Source organism: Nitrincola schmidtii, assembly GCF_008973715.1.
In the GTDB taxonomy this organism is placed as follows: domain Bacteria; phylum Pseudomonadota; class Gammaproteobacteria; order Pseudomonadales; family Balneatricaceae; genus Nitrincola; species Nitrincola schmidtii.
In genome coordinates, this window is record NZ_WBOL01000019.1 from 20,961 (window position 1) to 44,261 (window position 23,301).

Sequence of the window (23,301 nt, forward strand, 5' to 3'; positions counted from 1 at the left end):
TTAGGAGCATAATAATGAAAACTTTCTTTCTTGAAGATCCATCCGTTGAAACGCTAAAGGCTCAGCTTGAGCAGCTAAAATCGCAACCAGACGTGTCTTCGATATTAGTATTTGCAGCGGATGACAATGGTTGGACGCCTGAGTTGGTGGATCCGATACTCTCAAGTGCAAACCTAACTGTCTTAGGTGGTATTTTCCCACAGGTGATTTATGAAGGTAAAAACTACACCCAAGGCACAGTGTTGGTCACGTTTCCGACTGCGTTGCAGTGGTCTGTCGTTGATCAATTAAGTAATCTTTCGGCCGATTTTGATACACCCTTGGCACATCTGGCTGATCATTGGGATACCTTTGACGGCTCTGCAACTCACCTAGTTTTTGTCGATGGTCTGTCTACCTGTATTGCTACCTTTATTGAAGCCGTTTTTATGAACTTGGGACTAGAGCAAAACTATCTCGGGGGCGGGGCAGGATCGCTATCCTTTGTGCAGAAGCCTTGCTTAATTACACCAAACGGATTAGTTCAAGATTCAGCTTTGCTCATACGTTTGCCATTGCTTAGTGGTATTGGTGTGTCGCATGGTTGGACACCCATCAGTGAACCGATGAAAGTAACTGAATCGAATAAAAATCATGTGATCAGTTTAGACTGGAAGCCTGCCTTTGAAGTCTATCGTGCACTGGTTGAAAGTCATAGCGGTCAAACTTTTACTGACGATAACTTCTTTGATATTGCTAAGTCTTATCCTTTTGGTATCAGTAAATTAGATGCAGAGCTGATCGTTCGTGATCCCTTGATGTTAAAAGATACCACAGGTATGGTTTGCGTGGGTGAAGTCCCTGAAGGAAGCTTTGTTCGTATTTTAAACGGTACTCCTGAAAGTTTGATCAATGCAGCCTCTGAGGCAAGTGAGCGAGCCCAGCAGGCGTTTAATTCAGTATCTAATGCTGCACCCAGTTTAGGTTGCTTCATCGACTGTATTTCACGTGTGTTATTCATGCAGGAGGGTATACTGGAGGAATTCAAACAAGTGTCGGGTGACTATACCCTCTTCGGTGCGCTTACTCTGGGCGAGATAGCAAACTCAGGTCAGGATTACCTTGAATTTTATAATAAAACCGCTGTGTTGGGCTTGTTATCCTCGCCTACTGACAAGTAAGAAGAGTCATTCAATTTGAGCCAAGTCAACGAAACTGAACTACTGTACGAAATTGCTTTGTCGATTGGTAACAGTTTGCATATGCAAGAAATGATGCGTCAGTGTTGTTCAACCATGATGCGTGTTCTAAATGCTAACGGTTGTGCAGTATTCAGTTTTGAACAAAGCAAGATGCAAGATCAAGCAGGTCATGATATCTGCTCGATGGAATTGATATGGGAAAATGAACTGAGCTTACCGCGACGTTTTACCAAACAAGCTGACATTATAACCTTGATTGAGACAGCATCCTTTCCCGTTGATCGTATGCAGCTAAGTGCTTTTATGCAGCAGTTACCAAGAGTCTTTGAAGAAACAGGGTCCTATCGTTATCTGTTTTCATTACCCGATTTTGGTGTGCTTTTATTACAAAAGGCGGATCAACCTCTCAGTGATGACTTAAAGGCGTCTCTTCAAAAACTCATGTCCAAGCTTGCCGGCGCAGCCTTAGCATGTCGCTATGAAGAAGCGCTGCAACAGCAAATACGTGCTGCTGAAGCCGCCAGTATTGCTAAAAGTCAGTTTCTTGCCAATATGAGCCATGAAATTAGAACACCGATGAATGGTGTAATCGGTATGTTGGATCTGGTGTTAGAAACCCATTTAGATCGTGAACAACGTGAACATTTGGATCTGGCAAAACTATCTGCTACGAATCTTCTTGAAATCATTAATCATATTTTGGATATATCCAAGATCGAAGCCGGTAAGCTAGATCTGCAAACGGAAGTTGTTGACCTGCTAGAGTTAGTAGGACTTTCTGTTAAAACGCTGGCTTCGAGAGCTTGGGCTAAGGGGCTGCAGATACATTACGACATTTCTGAAAATTTACCTCAATATGTTGAAGCTGATCCAAGTCGTTTGCGTCAAATTATTACTAACTTGGTGGGTAATTCGATCAAGTTTACTGAACAGGGTGAAGTGAAGCTTAGTGTCGCTTATATCGATAAGACCGAAATACCGCACTTTCATTTTGTTGTTGAAGATACCGGTATAGGTATTCCTGATGATCGTTTACCCTATATCTTCAATCCATTTGAGCAAGTAGATGCTGCCACGAATCGGAAGTATGAAGGTACAGGATTGGGTTTATCTATTACCCGACAATTAGTCGAAATGATGGGAGGAACTGTTTCGGTTTCTAGCCGTCTCGGTGAAGGGTCTCGATTCGAATTTGATCTGCCACTAACCGTTGCACAATCCCCAGAAGAAGTTGGACGAGTCGATATAGATTTAGCTCAACAAAAAGTTCTGTTGGTAGATGATGAACCGGTGAATCGACGAGTTATTTTCGCTATGCTGCAGAAAATTGGCGTGCAGGTTGACGTATGTGCTTCAGGCCCAGAGTCTATTTACATTGCTCAACAAGCTTTGCGCTCAGGAAAATCCTATGGGTTGATTTTAATGGATGCCTGGATGCCCGGTATGAGTGGTTATACCACTGTTGAAAAGCTGCGTGATCAGGGTTTGTTGGAAAGTACACGTACACTGATTTTAACCTCATCAGCAGAATCGGGAGATGCTCAACGCTGTAAGAATCTGGGCATTGCCGGATACTTAACCAAGCCATTGACGCTATCGGAGTTAAGAAGAGCGTTGAAGGAACAATTGTGTCAGTTAGAGTATCAGCGACAACCAGTTACATCTGGAAATGCCTATGATGTTTTACAAGGTATTACTGTATTACTGGCTGAGGACAATCCCATTAACCAACGAGTAGCCATGAAGCTTTTGGAAAAGAAAAATGTTTCCGTGATCTTGGCTCACAACGGATTAGAAGCTCTACAACTTTTTAAAAGTCAGTCGTTTGACTTGGTACTGATGGATCTCATGATGCCAGAGATGGATGGTCTTGAAGCGACAAAGCAAATTCGTGATTTTGAATCATCGCATTCATCAGTTAAAGTGCCTATCCTTGCCATGACAGCGAATGCTATGCAGGGTGATAAAGAGCGATGCTTAGCTGCAGGTATGGATGGGTATGTCTCTAAACCTATCAGACCTGATTTACTTTTTAGTGAAATGAGTAAAATGGTTACCCAGTACGGTAAATCAACCATTAATGATAGTCAGCAAGGTAACCCATCATTGGATGAGATGATGATAGCCTTGTCGTTAGATAAAGATACAGATCAAATTGAGTCGACAACTAGCGCTGAAGTTCTTTTTCAGCCAGAAATAGGAAGCGTTATGTCCACAAATGATATGCCATTGTACAATTGGGAAGAATCACTTGAGATGATCGGTGGTGAAGAAGAATTATTGTTATCAGTATTAGAGATGTTTCTTCATGAAGTCCCTGAGTATATGGCGAATTTAACTCAAGAATTAGAGCAGTCGGATTACATGAGTGCCGCTCGTACGGCACACACCTTGAAAGGGTTGCTAGCCACTTTCTGTGCCGGTCAAGCCACGACGGCAGCCTTAAATCTAGAGCAAGCAGCCAAGAAACAGCAAGATTGCTCTGACTTAATGCATGAACTAGAAGATGCTATCAATCAATTACTTCCTCAGCTTCAGCAAAGGTTGTAGTATCCCGTTTAAGAGGGTTTACTTTGCGTGTTTTAAATTTTTCAGTTGCTATCATTGCACTTGCTATATGTTACGCAGGCGCAGGGCTGTTAGTGGCAGGTTCAGGACTTCATGATCAAATAGTCCCGTTATGGGTTCCCACCGGTATAGGTTTAGCTGCCGTATTACGATTTGGTTTTCCGGTTGTCCCTGGCGTTTTTCTGGGAAGCGTGCTGTTCAATCTTTGGCTTCCCTATAGTTTTCAAAATAGCTTACCGTTTAACGTTATTCTGACAGCGTTATGTATTGCAGTTGGTGCAACGCTTCATGCTGTTGTGGCAAGTGCTTTGATCAAGCGCTACAGAGCCAACCCGTTAAGGCCTCAAAATGTTCAAGGGTTGTTAAAATTTATCCTGTTTGCTGGATTTTTAACCTGCATCATCAGTGCCACGATTGGTAGTTCAGCTATTTATCTGCTATCAGACAATCAGGGCAGTGCTGGTTTCTTAAATGACTGGTTAAGCTGGTGGATGGGTGATACCTTCGGTGCGATTTTGGTAACCCCGTTATTGTTGGCATGCTTTGAACTATTTGAAAAACATCGGCCTAAACGTCAATTACGACTGATATTGCAACTCTCGATGGTGATTTTCATCGTACTGATGATCAATCAGTTGTTTCTCGCACATCTATCACAACAGTTTAAGCGAAGTTTTGAGCAAGATGTAAAAGTACTCGACTCACAGCTTCAAGCCATTATTCAGCAAAACTTAGCCGATTTATCTCATTTAGGTCAGGCCTTTTCAGGACCTATTGATCCAAATCCAGCAGAATTTAGGGCGATGGTGTTAGAAATCCAACAACGCAATCCCTCGGTGTTAGCCTATTCATGGGATCCGGTTGTATTGCCTAATGAGCTAGAGGTCTTTGAAGCAAAAACGCAGCAGCTTCTCAACGAACCTAATTTCAAAGTCTATGGCGCGTCACTTTATCCTGATGACCCACTGATTCCAGTCCAGTTTGTAGAACCCATAGAATACAACCGTCCTGCACTTGGCTTTAATCTTCTATCGATTGAAGACCGCCGGCGCTGGGTTATTAAGGCGCAAGAACAAGGTCGTCCGATTGCCACGCAAATACTGAATCTTACCCAAGCTCCGGATGAGCCTGGGATGTTAATTCTTCATCCAGTGTATACCTTACTTGATCAAGACAATCCTTTAATGGGCAATAAGCAGTTAACAGGGTTTATGGTCGGAGTCTTCACCGTTGAACGAATGTTCAATGCGGCTCTTGAACAAGCAGGTATAGAGTACATTACCTTTAGATTATTTGAATCAGGACTTGGCGAGCACTTCTACAGCAATCAATATTCTGGTTTAGGAAAAAATACCCTCAGCACAGAGTTTGAAATTGGTATTGCCCAGCAAGTCTGGAATATTCAAGCGGAAGCAGGTTCTACCTATTTTTCAATGAACCAAGCCAGTAATGCTCAATTGATGCAAACACTGCTGGTATTAGTCGGTTGTATGGGCAGCTTGTTAGTTTTAAGTATGCATGATCGCGAACGCTTGCTGACGGATCTTGTGAATCGTCAAACGCAAACTTTAGCTCATCAAGCACGACACGATATGCTAACGGGACTTCCCAATCGCTATATGTTAATGGAAACCGTATCACAGCATATTGATCAAAAAGATAAGCAACCTTTCAGTTTACTGTTTATCGACCTCGATAGATTCAAAATGATTAATGATAGTTTGGGTCATCAGATAGGGGATAAGCTGTTACAAAGTATGTCTTTAAATCTTTCTCGACGATTAGTTGAAGATTCTGAATTGTTCCGAACCGGTGGTGATGAGTTCATTCTGATGGTTAAAGGGGATGTACAACGCGGTGCTGATGAAGCTGACCGGTTTCTTAACCTATGCACGATTCCATTACAAATAGATGGCCACAAGCTACAAATGACCTGCAGTATCGGGATCAGTCACTATCCTGACCAAGCAGAAGATTTAGACACTCTAATCAAATTTGCCGACACCGCTATGTACAAAGCGAAGGCACAGGGGAAAAACTGTTCTGAAGTTTACAGCACAGAATTGACCGAAGAGGCGTTAAACTCTTTCCAGTTAGAGCAAGACTTACGCATTGCCATCCATTCACACCAACTGGTTTTACATTTTCAACCTCAGTATTCGCTTAAAAATGGTGACGTCTGTGGCTTAGAAGTACTGGTGCGTTGGCAACATCCAGAAAAGGGATTGATGCTGCCAGGCAAGTTTATCGCGTTAGCTGAAGAAACCAATTTGATCGTGCCTCTAGGTTGGCAAGTGATTGAAATGGCATGTGAACAGATTGTCATTTGGCAAGAGCAAGGCTTAATGGTGCCTCCGGTTGCGGTCAATATCTCACCCAAGCAATTGCTAGAAGCTGATTTTATAGAGCATATTAATGCTATTTTAGACCGCTTTGGTATTGCTCATGGTCAGTTAGAGTTAGAGATAACCGAGGGCTTGATCATGCAAGATCCTGACTACACCATTCAGAAGCTCAATCTATTAAGAGAAGCGGGCTACCGACTAGCGATAGATGATTTTGGTATTGGTTACTCTTCTTTAAATCGACTTAAACAACTTCCTTTGGATAGGTTGAAAATAGACTATAGCTTTACCAGAGATATTGGTACCAATCCTAGAGATGAAGCAATTATCCTGACCGTTATTGCCTTAGGAAAAAGCCTAAATATCGAAGTGCTAGCAGAAGGCGTTGAAACAGAAGAACAGCGACGTTTCCTAAAAGCCAGTGGCTGCGATAGTGTGCAAGGCTTCCTGTTGGGTTACCCTTTACCCAATCAGGAAGTCCTATATTTACGCAAACAAAGTGCCTAAACGATTCCGGCGGTCCGAGTGAGGGTTAACAGTAAATAGCTGGTATAACCGATAAAAGCGCAGAGTAAAATACCGCCTTCGATGCGGTTAATACGTCCTAATCGACCTCTAAAACCATAACCCATTACGAATAAGGCTGCCGTTAATGCAGCCATTACAGGCCAGTCTCGAGTTAGCAACTCTGGGTCAACATTCAATGGATGAATAAGGCCTGCTAGACCCACGACAGCAAGGGTATTGAATAGGTTTGAGCCAATCACGTTACCTAAGGCTAAATCATGCTCGCCTTTTTTAATTGAAGCAAAGGCGGACGCTAGCTCAGGTAAAGAGGTGCCTATTGCCACAACGGTTAAACCGATAATAAGGTCACTGACTCCCAGCGATGTCGCAATTTCAACTGCACCCCATACCAGTGCTCTAGAGCTGACAATTAATAAGGCTAAACCAATCACTAACCAGATAATTGCTTGTTTCATGCTCATTTGGTCAGGATCAACAACATCATCCGTTGTGCCAACAATGGGTTCAGCTCGGCCCTTGAATCCTTCTCTAATGCTCCAAGCCATGACACCAGTGAAGACCACGAGCATAATTCCCGCGTCCAAACGCGAGATTTGACCATTGATTAACAGTAGACCAGATAGCAGAGTGATTGCCGCTAAAATGGGTAGTTCTTTTCTTAAGACAGAAGCTTTCACCGCGATAGGACTCAGCAAAGCGGTAAGTCCTAAAATCAAACCTATGTTAGCAATGTTTGATCCATAGCCATTACCAAGAGCTAGTCCAGGATTTCCTTGAGAGGCCGCCAGAGCAGAAATAAACAACTCAGGCGCCGATGTACCGAAGCCGATAATTACCATGCCGATCAATAAAGGTGGCATGCCTAAATAATATGCAGTTGCAGCAGCACCGTCGATAAACCGATCAGCACTCCAAACCAGTAACGCTAAGCCCAGCACAATAGCGACTAAGGCAAGTAACATGATGTCGTCTCCGAAAAGATAGAAAAGTTTTGGTAAGTCTTAGAGGATTGGTTTACAAGATTCGAATGTATCCCAGATGAAAACACTAAACGGCGTTGATTATAACGGATAATACCCAGTTTTCCTCTTGTGATTTAAGGTAAGTCTGTTAATATACGCGCCTCTACAAAACGGTCAGGTGTCCGAGTGGTCGAAGGAGCACGCCTGGAAAGTGTGTATACGGCAACGTATCGAGGGTTCGAATCCCTCCCTGACCGCCATCAACCATTCCAATCATGTTTTTCCCAGTCTCACAAAATTCTCAACCCCTTGTAAACACTAGGCCTCAAGCCTATATTTGATCTTATCTTATCCCATCATTTCTTTTTAATTACTGGGGCAAGACTTAGAGGAAGTGGGGCAAAGAATGGGGCATGACCCCAAAACTCTGAAATTCATGCCCCACTTGTCAGATCAAGCATAGGGGAATGGCATGACCGACATTACACCCAAAACCACACGCGCAAAGATCACAACTGACATTCAGTGCCGCACAGCTGCACCGGAAGCAAAGCTTTATCGTCAATTCGTGGGCGGTGGCCTATATCTAGAAGTTGCTCCATCCGGCAGCAAAATCTGGCGCATGAAATATAAGTATCTCGGCAAGGAAAAGCGTCTGACGATCGGGAGATATGGAAATGACCCTAAAACGGACGTAAGCCTGAAGGCAGCAAAGCAAGCTCGGGATGAAGCAAAGTTGTTGCTGGCGCAAGGTATCGACCCCAGCGCACAGAAGAAAGCCAAGAAAGAAGAAAATACCGCAATCGATGAGAACACCTTCAAAGCGATAGCATTAGAGTTTTTTCAGGTTCGGATGCTGGATAAGAGCGCGACCCATCAAGAGAGAACAAAGCGCTGTTTGGAGATGTATCTATTCCCCAGGCTGGCGCATAGGCCCATCAAAGAAATTACGACTCCAGAGCTTTTGGACGTACTAAGAGACGTAGAAAAGAAAGGGATACTCGTCACTGTACAGAAAACACGCCAAGCAGCTAATCAAGTCTTTAAATACGCGATAACGATAGGGAAGTGTGACCGTAATCCAGCCGGAGATATAGCCGGAGCGCTACTTACACCCAAGCGCGGCCACTTTGCTGCAATAACGGAACCGGATGAACTAGGAAAGCTAATGGCAGCCATTGAAGGCCGTTCCGGTTCGTACATCGTCACCCAGGCTATGAAATGCCAAGCGCTTTGGTTATGTCGCCCTGGTGAGTTAAGACAGCTGGAATGGAGCCAGGTGAATTGGGATGAGGAACGCATTGAAATTGTTTCATCCAAAACTAACCAAGAACACATTATTCCACTCGCACAACAGTCTATTGAGATTCTTCAGCAGCTCCACAACGTGACCAGCTCAAGCCGCTATGTTTTCCCTTCTGCTCGGGGTGATAGTAGGCCAATGAGTGAGAACGCAATCAGACAGGCGCTCCGTGATCTTGGTTACACCAACGAGCAAATGACCGCACACGGTTTTCGTGCAACAGCCAGAACCCTATTGGATGAGGTGTTGAATTATCGCATCGAATGGATTGAGCAACAGCTGGCGCATGAAGTTCGGGACGCTAACGGCAGATCATACAACCGGACTAAACACCTTAAACAACGTCGAGAGATGATGCAGCACTGGGCTGATTACTTGGACCAGCTACGCACACAAGCCGATGCACCAAACATTTTAACGTTTAAACGCACTAAGAAAGCATGAGGACTACACAATGACCGAGTTAAAAATTCAAGGTGGCGCAACATTTAAACAGCTTGGCCAGTTAAGCGGAAAAACGGAGCTATACCGAGTCAATGACGGAGTGAACGCAGCCGAGGCGCTGCAATACGCTGATGACCTTTTTAGCTCAATAGAACGCGCCCTTTATGATGCCTTTATGAATGACCCGTTAAAGGGTGATCCGGCAGTGCTGGCGCATCATGCCATGAAGAGCGCTAGAGCCGTTCTACATTCCGTTATAGGTACGCTAGAGGACATACAGGAACAGGCCATTAACGAAAGCGCCAGCCATTAGAGAGGGGTTACAGGCCATGACCATAAAGACCCTAGTAGCTTACAAGCGTAGAGGCGCAATAGAGAGCCTACCACCTGAACAGGCTAAAGAACTGGTGAACCAGCTTCACGAAAAAGGCTATCAGGAGCGCACAGGCGAATTTGAAAAGCTGATACCCATCTTAGAAAGAAACGAATACACAACCACCACGGTAAACCTTAAAGATGAGGCACAACAACAGCTATTTAGGCGGGTTATCTCGACCTATGGCGTATTTTGTTGACCACTCAAACAACCACAGCACAGGAAACCGCAACATGAAACACATCACATTGATAGCAACTAAGGCGCGAGGCGTTGAAAGCATCCAGCCGGAACACATAGAGGCCGCTTTATCCTTGCTAGAGGATAGAGGACTAACACGGGTTACAGGGGAGTTTGAAAGCCTCATCGATGACCTGAGCGCCACACAATACAGCGTTATTGATCTTGATCTAACCAATGAAACGCACAAGGCGCGATATGACGACATTCTGAAGGCGCACGGGGTTTACTGCTAACAAGCAAGCCTGAAGCATAGCGCCAGCATTAAAGGCGCATAACTGGCTTATAACAGGCTCATACATGAATTAGACGAGTATCAGCCAACGGCAGACACCCCCACAGCAACGACACAGCCAATAGAACAGGAAACTAGACCATGACCACACAGACCACAGCAACCAGCCAAACAAATGACCTTGATTCGACATTAGAGCGCATCGAAGCAATAGCCGATCACGGGCAAGCGCTGGCGCTTTGCATGGTGGCAAATGACCACTTTAAAGACATTAGACCGGATTACCTAGCCGCTATGCTGGATGATCTTCAAAACAAGTTTAAATCAATTAAAGGAGAACTTGAAAAACTCCATCATGCTTAAAAAAATAAGTCGATCTTTAGATTGTGAGCAGCCAGGCTAATGGAATAATTTAATCTGGTTGTTTTATTCATCATATTATCAGACAAGTTTGGAATACTATTTATTGAACTGTTTGCTGGTACTGGTGGTTTAGTAATGAATAAGATCTGTAAATGACTTCATAGCAGTTTGACAAGCAAGATTATTTGATTATACTTAGGTATATCTGTGTAAATGTACAGGGTTATCATAAATGAAAACCAGTTGTCTTAAAGATCTTCTAAAGTTAACGATTTCACTTTATTCGCTTAATAAAGCGATTGGTGAGCGCGTGCTGGATGATTACGAGTTAGACAGCTTAGTAGAGGAAGATAAAAACGAGCTTATTGTTACCAGAGTAATAATTAACGAGCTCAAATCAGCTGTTGAAATGGACATTGAAGCCGTTCATTCTAAAATGAAGCTTTACTGTATACAGCTAATTAATGCTTTAACACATAAAGCAGTACGAGAGGGCAAAGAGCAGTATTGTTACAGGTCTATTAATCCGGTTTACATGCTGATTAGCCTTATTATTCAGCAAATACTAGAACAGAACAGAGCAACTAAAGAGAAACTTCCTGATACCGTTATTGAGCGCCCACCGCTGGCGCTTGGTTATGATATAAACACCCCACCAGCAGCACCCCCTATTTCAATCTAATACGAAATTATTTTTTTCTAATTAGATTTTTATAGGTGTATCCCATGAGTAATACATTATTACGACGTCATGCTGTCGAGGCAGAGATAGGCTTTTCTCGTTCAACAATCTATCGATTAATGGATAAGGGAGAGTTCCCTAAACCGATCAGACTCACCAGCGGCAGCGCCAGCGGCAAAGGTGGTTCCGTTGCGTGGCTGAAATCAGACATAGAAAAATGGAAGGAAGATCGGATTGCTGAAAGTAAAAAAGATGCTGACTACTTGAGCAAAGTTCACATTATCGAAAGTCAAAAGGACGCTGACCGCATGAATACAGCTCGCATTGCTGAAAGTCATAGTGCTTTTGGGGGTGATGTATGAGCAGGAAGGACGCCCCCGAAGGGGCCAGACTTGAGCAGTCAAATAAGATTCTAACTAATTCAGGCCGCAAACCCAAGCATAAAACAAAGCCAGAGATGGCGCTGGAAATGCTTCTAAATGCTGGTCAGCAGGGAGTCGTCAAGTTTGATACTTGGGACCAGTATAATGACACATGCTTAAACAGCACCATCTCACAACTTAAGCGAAAGCATGGTATTGAGTTCATCAAAGAGAACGTGAGCCATACCCATGCAAATGACGGTCCTACGTGGTTCAGACGATACAGCATTGACCCTAATTATCTTAATCATGCAAAACAGGTACTCAAGCAGCTGAGAGAGGCCAGAGAGCAATGATTAGTCCAGATGACCTATTAAGTCGTCTGGATAAGGTGAGAAAAGGGCAAACAGGCCAATGGATGGCTTGTTGTCCTGCTCATCAAGATCGGACGCCTTCACTTAAAATTTCGCAACGCGCAGACGGGAAGCTTTCACTTCATTGCTTTGCTGGATGCCACATAAATGACATTTGTGAAGCTATCGGAATTAGAGTTGTTGATTTATACCCGAATACACCCAAGCAGCCTGGCGAAGTATTACCAGAATGGAAACGACATAAGTTAAGGAAAGCACTGTTTGATGCTCAGTTATATGTTGAGCTTGCCCGATCTGACCTAGCCAAAGGGCGCAATGTAACATCGTCTGAAGCTGAAAAGGTACTCAAGGCGAATGAGTGCATTGGACGCATCGAGGGGGTGTTACATGACTGATCTATCAGACTTTGATGCTATCACTAAAGACTTGGAAAAAATTGAAGCGTTACAGGGAAAGCGCTGTTTTCCGGTCATGTGTGGCTGGCAGGGATACGACAAGCCACAGCGCTGGCTCATCAAAGGGGTATTACCTGAAAACTCACTAGCGGCAATCTATGGCGCTTCAGGATCATTCAAAAGTTTCCTAGCGATTAGTATGAGCGCACACATTGCAACGGGCAAAACATGGGATGGACGAAAGACTGCTAAGGGTGTTGTGTTGTATGTCGTTGGTGAGGGTGGCGTGGGTGTTCCGCAGCGGATCAAAGCCTGGGCGCTTAAGCATAATGACGACACGGACCCAAAGCTGCTATTCAGAATAGATCATCCTGTATTTCCGGCCGATCCTGCACAGGTGGCAATGCTGAAAGCTACGTGCGAGCAGTTAGCCAGGGAAACCGGAGAGCCGATTAAGTTGATCGTATTCGATACGCTGGCGCGTTGTTATGGTGGAGCCGACGAGAATTCAGCCAAAGACATGGGCGCGTTCATTCGTGGCTGTGATGATGTTAAGGCCCACACTGGCGCGACAGTTTTACTTATCCATCATTCAGGCAAGAACGAGGAAGCTGGCGCGAGGGGTTCAAGTGCGTTACGAGGTGCGCTGGATGCTGAACTATTGGTTAAGCGTGAGCAAGGAACCAAAGCTTTAAACGTGCTTTGCACCAAACAGAAAGACTCTGAACCATTCCAAGAGGTGGCTTTTGATCTTCAGCCTAGACAAGTTCTAATTGATGAGGATGGAGACCCCGTTTACTCCCTAATCCTTATGGATGAGAGCAGAACCCCGTCACCAGAAAGGCCGGACGGGAAAGCATTGAGTTCTAATCAGCAGTCTATTTACCAGGCAGTAAGAAGCCGAATGGCAAGACAGGAGCCCACCAGCAAGGAAGTAATTCGCGACGACTTCAAAGCTCAGGGATTAGATATTAAGAATTTCTCTAGAACATTAACTCAATTGCTGGAAAGAGGTGTTCTGGTGGAGATTGACGGAAAATTATTAACCAATATTAAAAGCGAGGAAGAAAGTGAGGAATAAGTGAGGAGAACAAAAACAAGGTGAGGAAAAAGGGTTAATTCCTCACTTTTTCCGCACTATACAGAAATAAGTGAGGAATTGGGCTATTTTTTGTTTGTTTTCTGTTTTATTTCATTAGGTTATATGCTCCTCACCTACCCCCTAAAAAAAAGGTGGGTGAGGAGACAAGTGAGGTGAGGAGTAAGTGAGGAATGAGTGTTTTTAGAACCCCAAAAAACTATTAATTCCTGTTTGTATCTATATTTATAAAGATCAAATAAACACACAATTATTGCGCAAAACATAGGCATTTTTATCCAATTACTGTATATTTAAACAGTATCAAGATCGGAGCCAGATTCATGACGCAAAAAAGAAAAAAACCCGTAATACCTCAGCCATCACAAGCACAAGTGAATAGAGCTTACCGTTTAATTCGTAATGCTGTTGAGGCTGGTGATATTAGAGCCGCTAAAATGCTGCTAGACCTTACAAGAGGAGATGCTCATGACTGCTTATGAGTCATTAATGGCTATTGCTGCAAAATATGAAAAGCTTGATGAGATAACTAGAGCATATAGGGATTTACAACCCGAGTATGACCAGAAAAAATCATTTCTAGCTAAAGCGAAGATGAATTCAGAAAATGTTAAGCTCGATTCCAATAATGAACGTCGTTTAACATTAAGCGAAAAGATTTCAGAACTCAAAAAAGCAGTTGAATTAGCTCAGCGCGATTTTGATGAAGTTGCTTTAAGGTATAACACTTTGAGAGATCAGTCTGACAGACTCGATGAAGATATATTAAATCTAAAGTCAAAACAGCCGGAAGTTACACTAAGTGACCTGCAAGAATTATCAAACAATAAAAAGTTATTGGATGATGAGCTAGAGACTCTTTTGCTAAAGAAGGCTGATGTTTCTCATGTTGATGTATCTGATTTAGTTGAGTCAGTGAAGAATGCTCAGGCGCTTTATAATGAAATGATCGCGCTCAAAGAAATCGGGAAAGCCTCTGCTCAGGAAGTTAAATCCGTCATGGCAGATTTAGAAAAATTTCAGGCTGAGTTAAGTAAGGCTAATGTTAAAGCAGGTGAGCTTAACGGTATTAGACGAGGCTTTGACGGTCTAGTCATAAGCAAGCAAGAAGAAATTGACCGCTTTGAATCTAAGCGCAAGGCTTTATATCTACAACACTTTGATGATCTTGATAAAAAGGCAGGTTGCAGGATCAGCAAGCTAATTGATGATATTAAAGAAGTGATGTGTGAGCTTGCTTGTCATGACTCATTACGTGCACAGTTTGGTGGAAGTATAAGACATAATCGTGCATCCATCGATCTAGAATGTATGAATCATATCGGTATAAATCCAACTACCATAAAGCCAATAATGGATAATGAAATGCTTTTGAGAATAAAGGCAGATTCATTATTGTAATGTTTACTAGGAACGTTGATGAGCTCGGCTAAAGCTTGCCAGGGAAGGCACACCCATCCTCTAACAAATAATTCAGCTATGTATGCACCACAAACAGGCTAAAGCTAATAAAACTAATGAATAGCAATCAATGCTAATTATCATGATTGATCTATTATCTTACATTAGAACCACGATACAGAGAGTTGCTAACGCTACTAATTACCAAGTAAGGCTTTCTGTGCGAGAACATATGAAACCCATATCCTAGAAAAGCCAAAAGGTACTTCCAACTTGGTTTTGAAAACGTGGGTAATTCGAGGCTCGGGGTTTGACAGTTTTTGTTTTTAAATCTGAGTTTGTATTGTTTGCCCCACATGGGGGCAAAATCTAAGCACTAAAGACATATCAAACCATGAGACTGGAGATTTAGATGCTTTCGATGTATGAACGCACACGCCAGAATGAATTATTCGTTATTGAAGTGAGATTGAACGCTGATAAGCAGACACGTGTGAGACTGGACGCATTTCAGAATGAATTGATTGATGAGTTCGGGGAGCCGCCGGAATGGTTTAATCTGGATTTCTATGTGATGGCAAGCGCACACGAGTTGTATAAGGCTAAAACACCAGATAATGAAATTACAACACGCATAATTTCAGCGTATAAAGTCATGCTCCCACTCATCAATTCATACAGGCCAACCATGCACCAACATAAAAGCCTTTTAACATCGATACGCAGCCAGCCAAATTCAGCAAAGGAAGATGATTTATTCTGGTAATCGGTAATAAGCGTTAAAAGTTTGGTATGAATTCATAATTCAACACTAATTCAACACCACTAACGCGCGAGGTTCAGCAGCTCCAGCGCTGGTTAATCAACTATGAAACTTTCGTAGTGACATTAGTAGCCCAAATTAAGGCTTTTAAAATATCGACAGCGCCAGCCAATTTAATCAGGGAATTTTCTTAGTGAAGTTAGAAGCAGGAATTCCCGCTTCTAAAGCATCGATAGCAACAGCAGCTTTGAAGGGTTAGCCCAAAACTGGTTATACCCAACAGTACGCGCCTACCCTACTGAAACAAACGGAAAAGCTAAGTTATTGATTCTTTCGAGATTCACCAATGGTGGAAGCCGGAGCAATTCAACCAGCACCGCAAAAGGGTTTCCCCAAAACTGGGGAGACCTACAGCAACACGGTAAATAGGGGTTACTCAATCTGAGGAGACGGGCAAGAGCTGGCGCTAGTGTCCGGTAATTTTAAATAAAGCGCATCCAGCTACTTAGCTACAGGCCATAGACGAAACCACCCATAAAACGGGTAGTTTATCCGGTTGATTGCGTTGGTTGATCGAATTACCTCAAGCTGAGTAAATCTAATTCCCACCATTGGTGGAAATCTAACAAGATACCGGAATTCCGGTATCAGATCAGGTCAAGGGGTGAACGATTCGTTCATCCTCTTACGATAGATATCCGCAAAGATCGCAATTCGCTATGATTGCCGATGCTACAATTAGAGCATCGAGGGGGCACTAAAACGCAACCCCCTTATCCTCAGCCTGAGTAAAAGCAACACCCTCAATTTGAGGAAGTTAGAAACGGTAATTCCCGCCAATGGCGGAATTTAAAAGACCCTTTACCACAGATTGTGGAAAAGCCCTCAATGGGAGATGGGAAAAACCTTTACCCTCAATGAGGGAAAAGTCACTAATGGTGAAAGTTAAAAAAGGCTAATTCCCGTCACTGGTGCTTTTGTCCTGTAAATTATTGCTAATGAATAGCTACGACTCACACAACCCAAACTCAGCGTAGATTCCTGCACCTGTAAAGCGCACCACTTATAACCGATTAAAGATCATGTTGACGCTGAAAGCTCATAAAAAAAGGCATTATGAATTGATCGATATAAATCACTAAAACACATGAAAAAATAACACGAACCAATGAAACATTTTAAAAGTGGGGCAAAAAGTGGGGCAAAATTGAAAATTACAGATTATAAAAATAAATATAATCAATTATTTAAGGTGTTTTTGTGGCGTACTCCCTGACCGCCAATTACTTATTAATCAATAAGTTACGTCAAACTTTATCGAAGACTCCATGATTGCTCTCTGGTGTGCCACTTAACGGTGACACTTGGGGTAGAATTTTATGCCAACTTCGATACCACATACCTACCGAAAACCCAGCGGTATTTATTACCTTAGAGCGGTTCTTCCTAAAGAGTTTCGAGATATTTTTCCGTCCGTTGGACGAGAGATTCGTTTGTCTTTAAATACCCGTCATCATGCTGAAGCAAAGATGCGCCTATACCAATTTGTAAATAATGTCAATTTTACTATTGATTTATTTTTAACTTGTTACTATAATGCGCAGTTATGTCGATTTAGTATATTCAAAAAAGATATATTAAACCGTTATAATATCAATTTAAATAATATAACCATATTTTCAGGAGACGAGCCATGCGACTGGCATGCCGTAACAAAGAGGGATTTTTATATGATCATGGAACAGATACGATACGTTCACCCCGATGGTAGTGTAATTTCTTTCCTTTCCAAGGATTGGGAAAACAATATCAATGGATTAAAGGCACTTCGTGAACACGAAATGGGTCTTTATCCTGTGCCTTCTTCCCTTTCATGTAAAAAAGACTCTTTTAAATTCAATGATGTAAGTTCAAATAATGTCATTGATACCGATTTTATTGAATGTTTCCGCGATAGCTATACGCCAGATTTGCCAGATACTGTATGGGATCACATCATTAGTAAACAGCAAGAAGTATTAAATATTGAAGAAAAACAATCGGTTAATGAAATAGGCGAAACAGATGTTCAATCTGATGAGTCGATTCCATCTGAGGTTTGCTCAGTTGAGCAAATTCCTTTAAAGGGGAAAAAAAGCATCATTCTCTCTGATGAGAAGGTTGAGACAATCAGCGATGCTCCCGTATCCGATGCTCACTTAGATGAAAACACGGATGCTGACGTGGAATATGTCGATCAACCTGAAACCGCTGAATTAACAACCCCTCTGGCAACGCCGAATTCTAACAATCCTGAAGACATGGATGGCAATACATCCATTGGTCAGTTTGTTGAGTACTACTTTAAGCAGATGGATAAAGAAGAGTGGTATAAGGCGGGTACAAGCACTTACAACAAATATGTTGGTTATATGAAAGGCGTTGTTGAACTACTCGGTTATGATACCCCGTTACGTGAATTGCGACCCTTGAAGGTTCAACAACTCAAAAACGACCTTTTGCAATATCCCCTATATCGCCACCAAGGAAAGAGGAAGCATCGTTCATTAGCAGACCTCATGTCAGATCCCTCTGTGAAGCGGCTCGCAACGGATACCGCAACTGAATATTTTGATCGCTTCCGTGAAGTAATGAATGAAGCTTGCAACTTGGAATTGATTGGCTCAAATCCTGCTGGAAAAATGAAGATTTATAAGAAAAAAGGTAGGACAGGAACAGAGGTTGCGCAAGAGCAAGAGACTGAACGTGTATCCTTTACGAATGAAGATTTAATTGGTTTATTAAAGGGTTATGTGTTTTCTGGTGAGTACACTGGCAATAAGCGAAATCTGACAGATGCTCACTTTTGGGGAATCTTGGTTGCCATGTACAGTGGTATGCGTATTAACGAAATATGTCAATTACATATCTCGGATATCAAGACTGATGCAGTGCATTGGCATGGTCGTGTGTTTAATTACCCTTTCATCAAAGTGGGAACCGATCATTCCAGTCAAGAGTTGAAAAATAGTAACGCCTATCGGGATGTCCCCATTCACCAGACATTAATCGATATTGGCTTTTTAGACTGGGTTAAACGACGTCGCAGCGAAGTTGAAAATCCAGCTAAAGAAAAGCTTTTTGAAGGAGTTCGTTACGATAGTCATTCAAAATGGGGGCGTGAGCTAAGTCGTTGGTTTAATGGTGAAACAGTATCACCATCAGAGGATGAGCTAGATCAAGAGCCTGTTAAGCGTAATGGCTACAAAGATCTTTGTATTGACGAAAGTAACATTCAAGGTAAGGTCTTTCATAGCTTCCGTCACACCTTTACCGATCTAATAAGATTTGCAATGGGTCTTGATAAAGGATCAGAACCTATTTCTGCCAGCATTCTGGGACATGAGCATGATACCAGTACGGCAGGATATGGTGATGGACACCAGATAGAGGTAAAGGCGCAAGCGATCAATCTGGTGAAATACTCCGATGAAGTTGAATCGTTAGTTCGAAGCGTTAGCTTTGAACGATTTGAGAAACTGAAGTGGAAAATTGCAAGAAGAGATAGTTACCTCTTTATGAAGAAAAGAAGACTCCAAAAAGTTGCATGATTTGCGCTTTTGGGGGTTTCAAGGGGTATCCCCTTGACCGACGTCTTCCCCATCGACCGTAGGGAAAATGGGTAAGACATAGTCGGTCACTGGGTCTTAGACCCACGCTTTGAAAACAAACTAAAACAAGGACTTGAAAAATGAAAAGGATTTTTATTTATGGCTGGATTTCAATTTATCCATTACGAAGCTTATGCCCGTACAGGAAATGCTAAGAAACGTAGTTTACTTTCTATCGCTCAAGAAGCGAACCGTGATACAGGTAGCCACCCTCATGTGACTGCTCCCCAACCACCCGAATACCTGAAGGGCACTTCATTTATTGAATCGGCAGAGGCGATCATTCATGCCGCCGATAACAGCAAAGTAATCCACGGTGGCAAGAAACGAAATATCCGCAAAGATGCTAATGTCGGGATCGGCTTAATCGCAAGTCATCCAACATCGATTGAAGATATTAATTCAATGTCAGAATTGGATCGTACCCACGCCATAGACGAAATCAAACAATGGGCTGACGATACCATTAAATTTGCAGAGGCTGAATTTAATGGATTAGTTCTGGTGGCTGCCATTCATTGGGATGAGTCCCATCCTCATATTCACATTTTGATTGGTGACGTTGAACCATCTGATGACTTTAAGATTATTCACAAGGGTGAACAAGCCCGAAAAGCGGCTCAAGGGAATGATCGGACAGCGTTAGGGAAGAAGCTTGGAAACAATGCCTACACTGCCGAAATGAGACGTTTTCAGGACAAGTATCACGACGATGTCGCAATTTTTTATGGTCAAGCTAGACTCGGACCAAAACGTAGGCGAAAGAGTCGCGCTGAGTGGAAGAAAGAGCAAGCTCAACTGGACTTACTTGCTAAATCCCTTTTAAGGGGGAAAAGTATTGACCATTTAGTTGATGAAGAGTTAGCCAAGGCGTCAGATCAGGCGCAACTGATGATCGACGCAACTCAGGAGGAAATTGATCGCCAGAAAAAGTTGACTGATAGACAAAAATCTTTAGCTGATGACCAGTTGGTTGAGGCAAGGCGCCTTAAGGAGCAAGCTGAGCTTGACGCCAGAGAAGCGGCTGATCTAAAGAAAGAAGTTGTTAAGTTAAAATCAACGCTTGATGAGCGTATCCGCCAGATGTCAAAGTACGATGGTGTATTGGGTAAATTTCTTGGGTGGCTTGGTATTACTCAACGGATAGAGAAAAAGGCTGAAGACCGACTAAATGGACAATTATCTAAGTTGCGTGACAAAGTTGATGAGCTGAGTAGACAGGTGGGTAAAGAAAAATCTATGCAACGTCAGCATCGTGTAACGGAAGATGCTCTAAAATCGCTTCAGAGGGCACTTTCTGTTTCAGTTGATGATTACCCTCAGTTAAAAGAAAAGGGTGCTCTAGAGAAGCATTTTGAGCAAATTCAGAAAATTGTGATTAAAAACAAATCGGTTGAAGATTTCTCTGGTCAAATTGATGCATACTTTGATCAATTGACGGCTACTAGTCAGGTATTAATGGATTCATCATTAAATGAAATTATCATTAAGCCTTGATACTGTTTAAATGTACAGTTAATCCTTGATCTAGGGAATAAAAGCGGACATAATGTCCTCAAACAATCCCTAAGGTTAGAAATATGCATTCAACAGACACTATACACCTACTGCGTACAGCTAGAACGTTGTACACACAGAAGGAACTTGCTTCTATTCTGGATGTTGATGTTAGAACAATTAGACGTTGGGAGGTGCTAGAAAATGATCCTCCTACGTATCTTTCGGACGTAATACGTCAAAGAGTTTTACCACTCGTAGAGAAAAGTAGAATAGATAAAAAATCATTTAAATTTATTGATTTATTTGCAGGTATTGGTGGTGTTCGCCTTGGGTTTGAAGCCTTTGGTGGACAATGTGTGTTTACAAGTGAGTGGAATAAGTTTTCCCAGCAAACCTACTTGGCTAATTTTCCTGAAACAACGAATCATACTTTCGCGGGTGATATTACATTAGTTGATGAAGGAGATGTACCGGATCATGATGTTCTATTAGCTGGATTTCCTTGCCAGCCTTTCAGTATTGCAGGTGTTTCTAAGAAAAATGCACTGGGGAAACCACATGGTTTTGAATGTACAACTCAAGGCACTCTTTTTTTTGATGTAGCAAGAATCATCTCAAAGAAAAGACCAAAGGCTTTCTTGTTAGAAAATGTAAAAAACCTTTTGTCACACGACAAAGGTAATACATTTAAAGTTATTTTACAGACACTTGTAGATGAGCTTGGATATGAGGTTCACTATAAAGTTATTGATGGTCAGCATTTTGTTCCTCAACATCGTGAACGGGTTCTTATAGTAGGATTTGATGGAAAAACTAATTTTTCATGGGACGATTTGAATCTTCCAGATAAGGGGTCGGTTGTTTTATCGACTATTCTTCATCCACAGGATGGAACTGAGTTGGCTGAAGAGCCATATACACATGGTGATTTGGCTAATGTTAATAGCAAATATACATTGACGCCTAATTTATGGAAATATCTGCAAGAATATGCTGAAAAACATCGCAAAGCTGGAAATGGGTTTGGTTTTGGTTTGGTTGATGGTAATTCAGTTACTCGAACACTTTCAGCAAGATATTATAAAGATGGGTCTGAAATTCTGGTATCTCAGGGTGAAAATAAAAGACCTAGACGCTTGACGCCTAGAGAGTGTGCTAGATTAATGGGTTTTCCTGATTGTTATATTATTCCAGTCAGCGATACGCAAGCATATAGGCAGTTTGGAAACAGTGTAGTTATGCCAGTAATGAAAGAAGTTGCGCGTATCATGCATCCTCATCTACAGCGACTTTCAGTCGAAGAAAAGCAGCAGCATCAGATTCCGTTAATAATCTGATGGTGTTGTCAAGAGAAAGCCTTGATGTATGTTTTTTAGCAAAATCTATATTTAATATGGTAACAGGATGAAAAAAGGATATCTTTCTCAGTATTTTCATGGAGTTGCGGTAAAAGTGCTAAGCGCTGTTGAAGCTGACACGCTAGCTTCTAATCAGCATGAATTTAATGGAGTCGAGGGTTTAAGAAACCTATTGGGTGAACCTGAGGGAAAGAAAAAATATCCAGCTAAATTTGTTTATCTTACAGATCATGATGGTGATCCAGTGACAGAAGATGGATTTCTTACTTGGTATGATGCTAGGCAAAGGGCGAGATTAGAGCGTGGTGTGATGCGGTGGGAGTACCGCCTTTATTTTCCTACAAATCATGTGTCACAGTTGGCAAGTGCGGGTGACATCCTAATTATAGCCAAAAGACCTGACAATTCGTTGTTATCTATAGTTGCCGAAGCTGAAACAACCATATCGCAACAATTGCTTTGGCTTTTTGGTGTTGGAAGTTTGATTCATCCCGGCTTTTCAGTTCGGGAAGAGCTTGAAACAGAACAAGATCGCATAGAGTTTGCATCCAGATTTATACTTGAAAGTATTGGGGTGCAGGTTGAAGTAAATGACCAATCTTATTTAGATCAGATGATACAAAATTTCTCAGGGAAATTTCCAACTACAAGAGAGTTCTCTCTTTATGCTAGGTCTACTTTACCTGATCTTCATCCAGAAGATGGGCAGGATGAAGTTCTTATGGCTTGGATGGAGAGAGAGGAAATTCTGTTTCGGACTTTGGAAAAACATATGATAGGTGAAAGACTATCACAAGGCTTCGATGGTGATGTAGATGGATTTATTTCTTTTTCTTTATCGGTCCAGAATCGAAGAAAAAGTCGTGCGGGTCTTGCGTTAGAGAATCACCTTGAAGCCCTTTTTAAGGAGTGCGGTGTTCAGTATTCTAGAACACCAATAACTGAAAATAAGTCGAAACCTGATTTTATATTTCCCGGTCAAGAGGAATATTTTGATCCTTTATTTGATGAATTAAAGCTGACTATGTTGGGTGTTAAGTCGTCCGTAAGCGCCCATAAAACAGCACCTATAATTTAAGATGTAACCGCGACACACTATCTCCATCACTTTTAATCGATGGAGGTCGGTATGAGCAACCAAACCAAGCGACACATCTGGCAACAGATTATTA

General features: G+C 42.3%; 21 protein-coding genes and 1 tRNA gene. 21 read left to right on the top strand and 1 reads right to left on the bottom strand.

Going from position 1 to position 23,301, the window contains the following annotated elements:
* The first annotated feature begins 14 nt into the window (after positions 1-14).
* From F7R24_RS13910 to F7R24_RS13920, 3 genes are read left to right on the top strand one after another with little or no spacing between them, the layout of a single operon-like run.
* A complete protein-coding gene (locus F7R24_RS13910) occupies positions 15-1,160 on the top strand; it encodes an FIST signal transduction protein (RefSeq protein WP_151671871.1) in 1,146 nt (381 codons plus the stop codon).
* A 15-nt stretch (positions 1,161-1,175) separates the two neighbouring features.
* Positions 1,176-3,731 carry a response regulator gene (locus F7R24_RS13915; protein WP_151671872.1) on the top strand — a complete coding sequence of 852 codons (2,556 nt, stop codon included), beginning with the start codon at positions 1,176-1,178 and terminating at the stop codon, positions 3,729-3,731.
* Between the two features lie 23 nt (positions 3,732-3,754).
* Positions 3,755-6,601: an EAL domain-containing protein gene (locus tag F7R24_RS13920; RefSeq protein WP_151671873.1), complete on the top strand. Its 2,847-nt coding sequence runs from the start codon at positions 3,755-3,757 to the stop codon at positions 6,599-6,601.
* Here F7R24_RS13920 and F7R24_RS13925 read toward each other — a convergent pair.
* On the bottom strand, positions 6,598-7,584 hold the full coding sequence (locus F7R24_RS13925) for a calcium/sodium antiporter (RefSeq protein WP_151671874.1): 987 nt from the start codon (positions 7,582-7,584) through the stop codon (positions 6,598-6,600). The two genes, F7R24_RS13920 and F7R24_RS13925, sit on opposite strands and share 4 nt — an antisense overlap.
* Positions 7,585-7,756: 172 nt before the next feature.
* On the opposite strand from F7R24_RS13925, the gene F7R24_RS13930 reads away from it, so the two are divergent.
* From F7R24_RS13930 to F7R24_RS14010, 18 genes are all read left to right on the top strand, one after another.
* Positions 7,757-7,844, top strand: a tRNA-Ser gene (locus F7R24_RS13930).
* 212 nt (positions 7,845-8,056) lie between these two features.
* Complete coding sequence (locus F7R24_RS13935) at positions 8,057-9,331, top strand: tyrosine-type recombinase/integrase (RefSeq protein ID WP_151671875.1); 1,275 nt, start codon at positions 8,057-8,059, stop codon at positions 9,329-9,331.
* 10 nt (positions 9,332-9,341) lie between these two features.
* Complete coding sequence (locus tag F7R24_RS13940) at positions 9,342-9,644, top strand: DUF3077 domain-containing protein (RefSeq protein WP_151671876.1); 303 nt, start codon at positions 9,342-9,344, stop codon at positions 9,642-9,644.
* Between the two features lie 16 nt (positions 9,645-9,660).
* Complete coding sequence (locus F7R24_RS13945) at positions 9,661-9,906, top strand: hypothetical protein (protein ID WP_151671877.1); 246 nt, start codon at positions 9,661-9,663, stop codon at positions 9,904-9,906.
* Positions 9,907-9,940: 34 nt separating this feature from the next.
* Positions 9,941-10,183 (top strand): hypothetical protein, encoded by a 243-nt coding sequence (locus F7R24_RS13950; protein WP_151671878.1) that lies wholly within the window; start codon positions 9,941-9,943, stop codon positions 10,181-10,183.
* 140 nt (positions 10,184-10,323) lie between these two features.
* Positions 10,324-10,545, top strand: a complete 222-nt coding sequence (locus F7R24_RS13955) for a hypothetical protein (RefSeq protein WP_151671879.1) — start codon at positions 10,324-10,326, stop codon at positions 10,543-10,545.
* A 232-nt stretch (positions 10,546-10,777) separates the two neighbouring features.
* Positions 10,778-11,227: a hypothetical protein gene (locus F7R24_RS13960; RefSeq protein WP_151671880.1), complete on the top strand. Its 450-nt coding sequence runs from the start codon at positions 10,778-10,780 to the stop codon at positions 11,225-11,227.
* Between the two features lie 44 nt (positions 11,228-11,271).
* On the top strand, positions 11,272-11,589 hold the full coding sequence (locus F7R24_RS13965; protein WP_151671881.1) for a helix-turn-helix transcriptional regulator: 318 nt from the start codon (positions 11,272-11,274) through the stop codon (positions 11,587-11,589).
* On the top strand, positions 11,586-11,945 hold the full coding sequence (locus F7R24_RS13970) for a hypothetical protein (RefSeq protein ID WP_151671882.1): 360 nt from the start codon (positions 11,586-11,588) through the stop codon (positions 11,943-11,945). The genes F7R24_RS13965 and F7R24_RS13970 overlap by 4 nt, the downstream gene beginning before the upstream one ends.
* The gene (locus F7R24_RS13975) at positions 11,942-12,358 is read left to right on the top strand and encodes a CHC2 zinc finger domain-containing protein (RefSeq protein ID WP_151671883.1); all 417 of its coding nucleotides are present in this window, start codon (positions 11,942-11,944) and stop codon (positions 12,356-12,358) included. The genes F7R24_RS13970 and F7R24_RS13975 overlap by 4 nt, the downstream gene beginning before the upstream one ends.
* Complete coding sequence (locus F7R24_RS13980) at positions 12,351-13,439, top strand: helicase RepA family protein (protein WP_168926841.1); 1,089 nt, start codon at positions 12,351-12,353, stop codon at positions 13,437-13,439. Before F7R24_RS13975 ends, F7R24_RS13980 begins: the two co-directional genes overlap by 8 nt.
* 341 nt (positions 13,440-13,780) lie before the next feature.
* Positions 13,781-13,939, top strand: a complete 159-nt coding sequence (locus F7R24_RS14630; RefSeq protein ID WP_168926842.1) for a hypothetical protein — start codon at positions 13,781-13,783, stop codon at positions 13,937-13,939.
* Positions 13,926-14,858 (top strand): hypothetical protein, encoded by a 933-nt coding sequence (locus F7R24_RS13985; RefSeq protein WP_151671885.1) that lies wholly within the window; start codon positions 13,926-13,928, stop codon positions 14,856-14,858. The genes F7R24_RS14630 and F7R24_RS13985 overlap by 14 nt, the downstream gene beginning before the upstream one ends.
* A 412-nt stretch (positions 14,859-15,270) precedes the next feature.
* Positions 15,271-15,624, top strand: a complete 354-nt coding sequence (locus F7R24_RS13990; protein WP_151671886.1) for a hypothetical protein — start codon at positions 15,271-15,273, stop codon at positions 15,622-15,624.
* Positions 15,625-17,000: 1,376 nt separating this feature from the next.
* Positions 17,001-19,211: a site-specific integrase gene (locus F7R24_RS13995; protein WP_151671887.1), complete on the top strand. Its 2,211-nt coding sequence runs from the start codon at positions 17,001-17,003 to the stop codon at positions 19,209-19,211.
* A gap of 159 nt (positions 19,212-19,370) precedes the next feature.
* Entirely contained in the window at positions 19,371-20,768 is a 1,398-nt protein-coding gene (locus F7R24_RS14000) for a plasmid recombination protein (protein ID WP_151671888.1), read from the top strand.
* An 83-nt stretch (positions 20,769-20,851) separates the two neighbouring features.
* Entirely contained in the window at positions 20,852-22,108 is a 1,257-nt protein-coding gene (dcm, locus tag F7R24_RS14005; protein ID WP_151671889.1) for a DNA (cytosine-5-)-methyltransferase, read from the top strand.
* A gap of 67 nt (positions 22,109-22,175) precedes the next feature.
* Positions 22,176-23,207: a type II restriction endonuclease gene (locus F7R24_RS14010; RefSeq protein WP_206057567.1), complete on the top strand. Its 1,032-nt coding sequence runs from the start codon at positions 22,176-22,178 to the stop codon at positions 23,205-23,207.
* Positions 23,208-23,301: the final 94 nt, after the last annotated feature.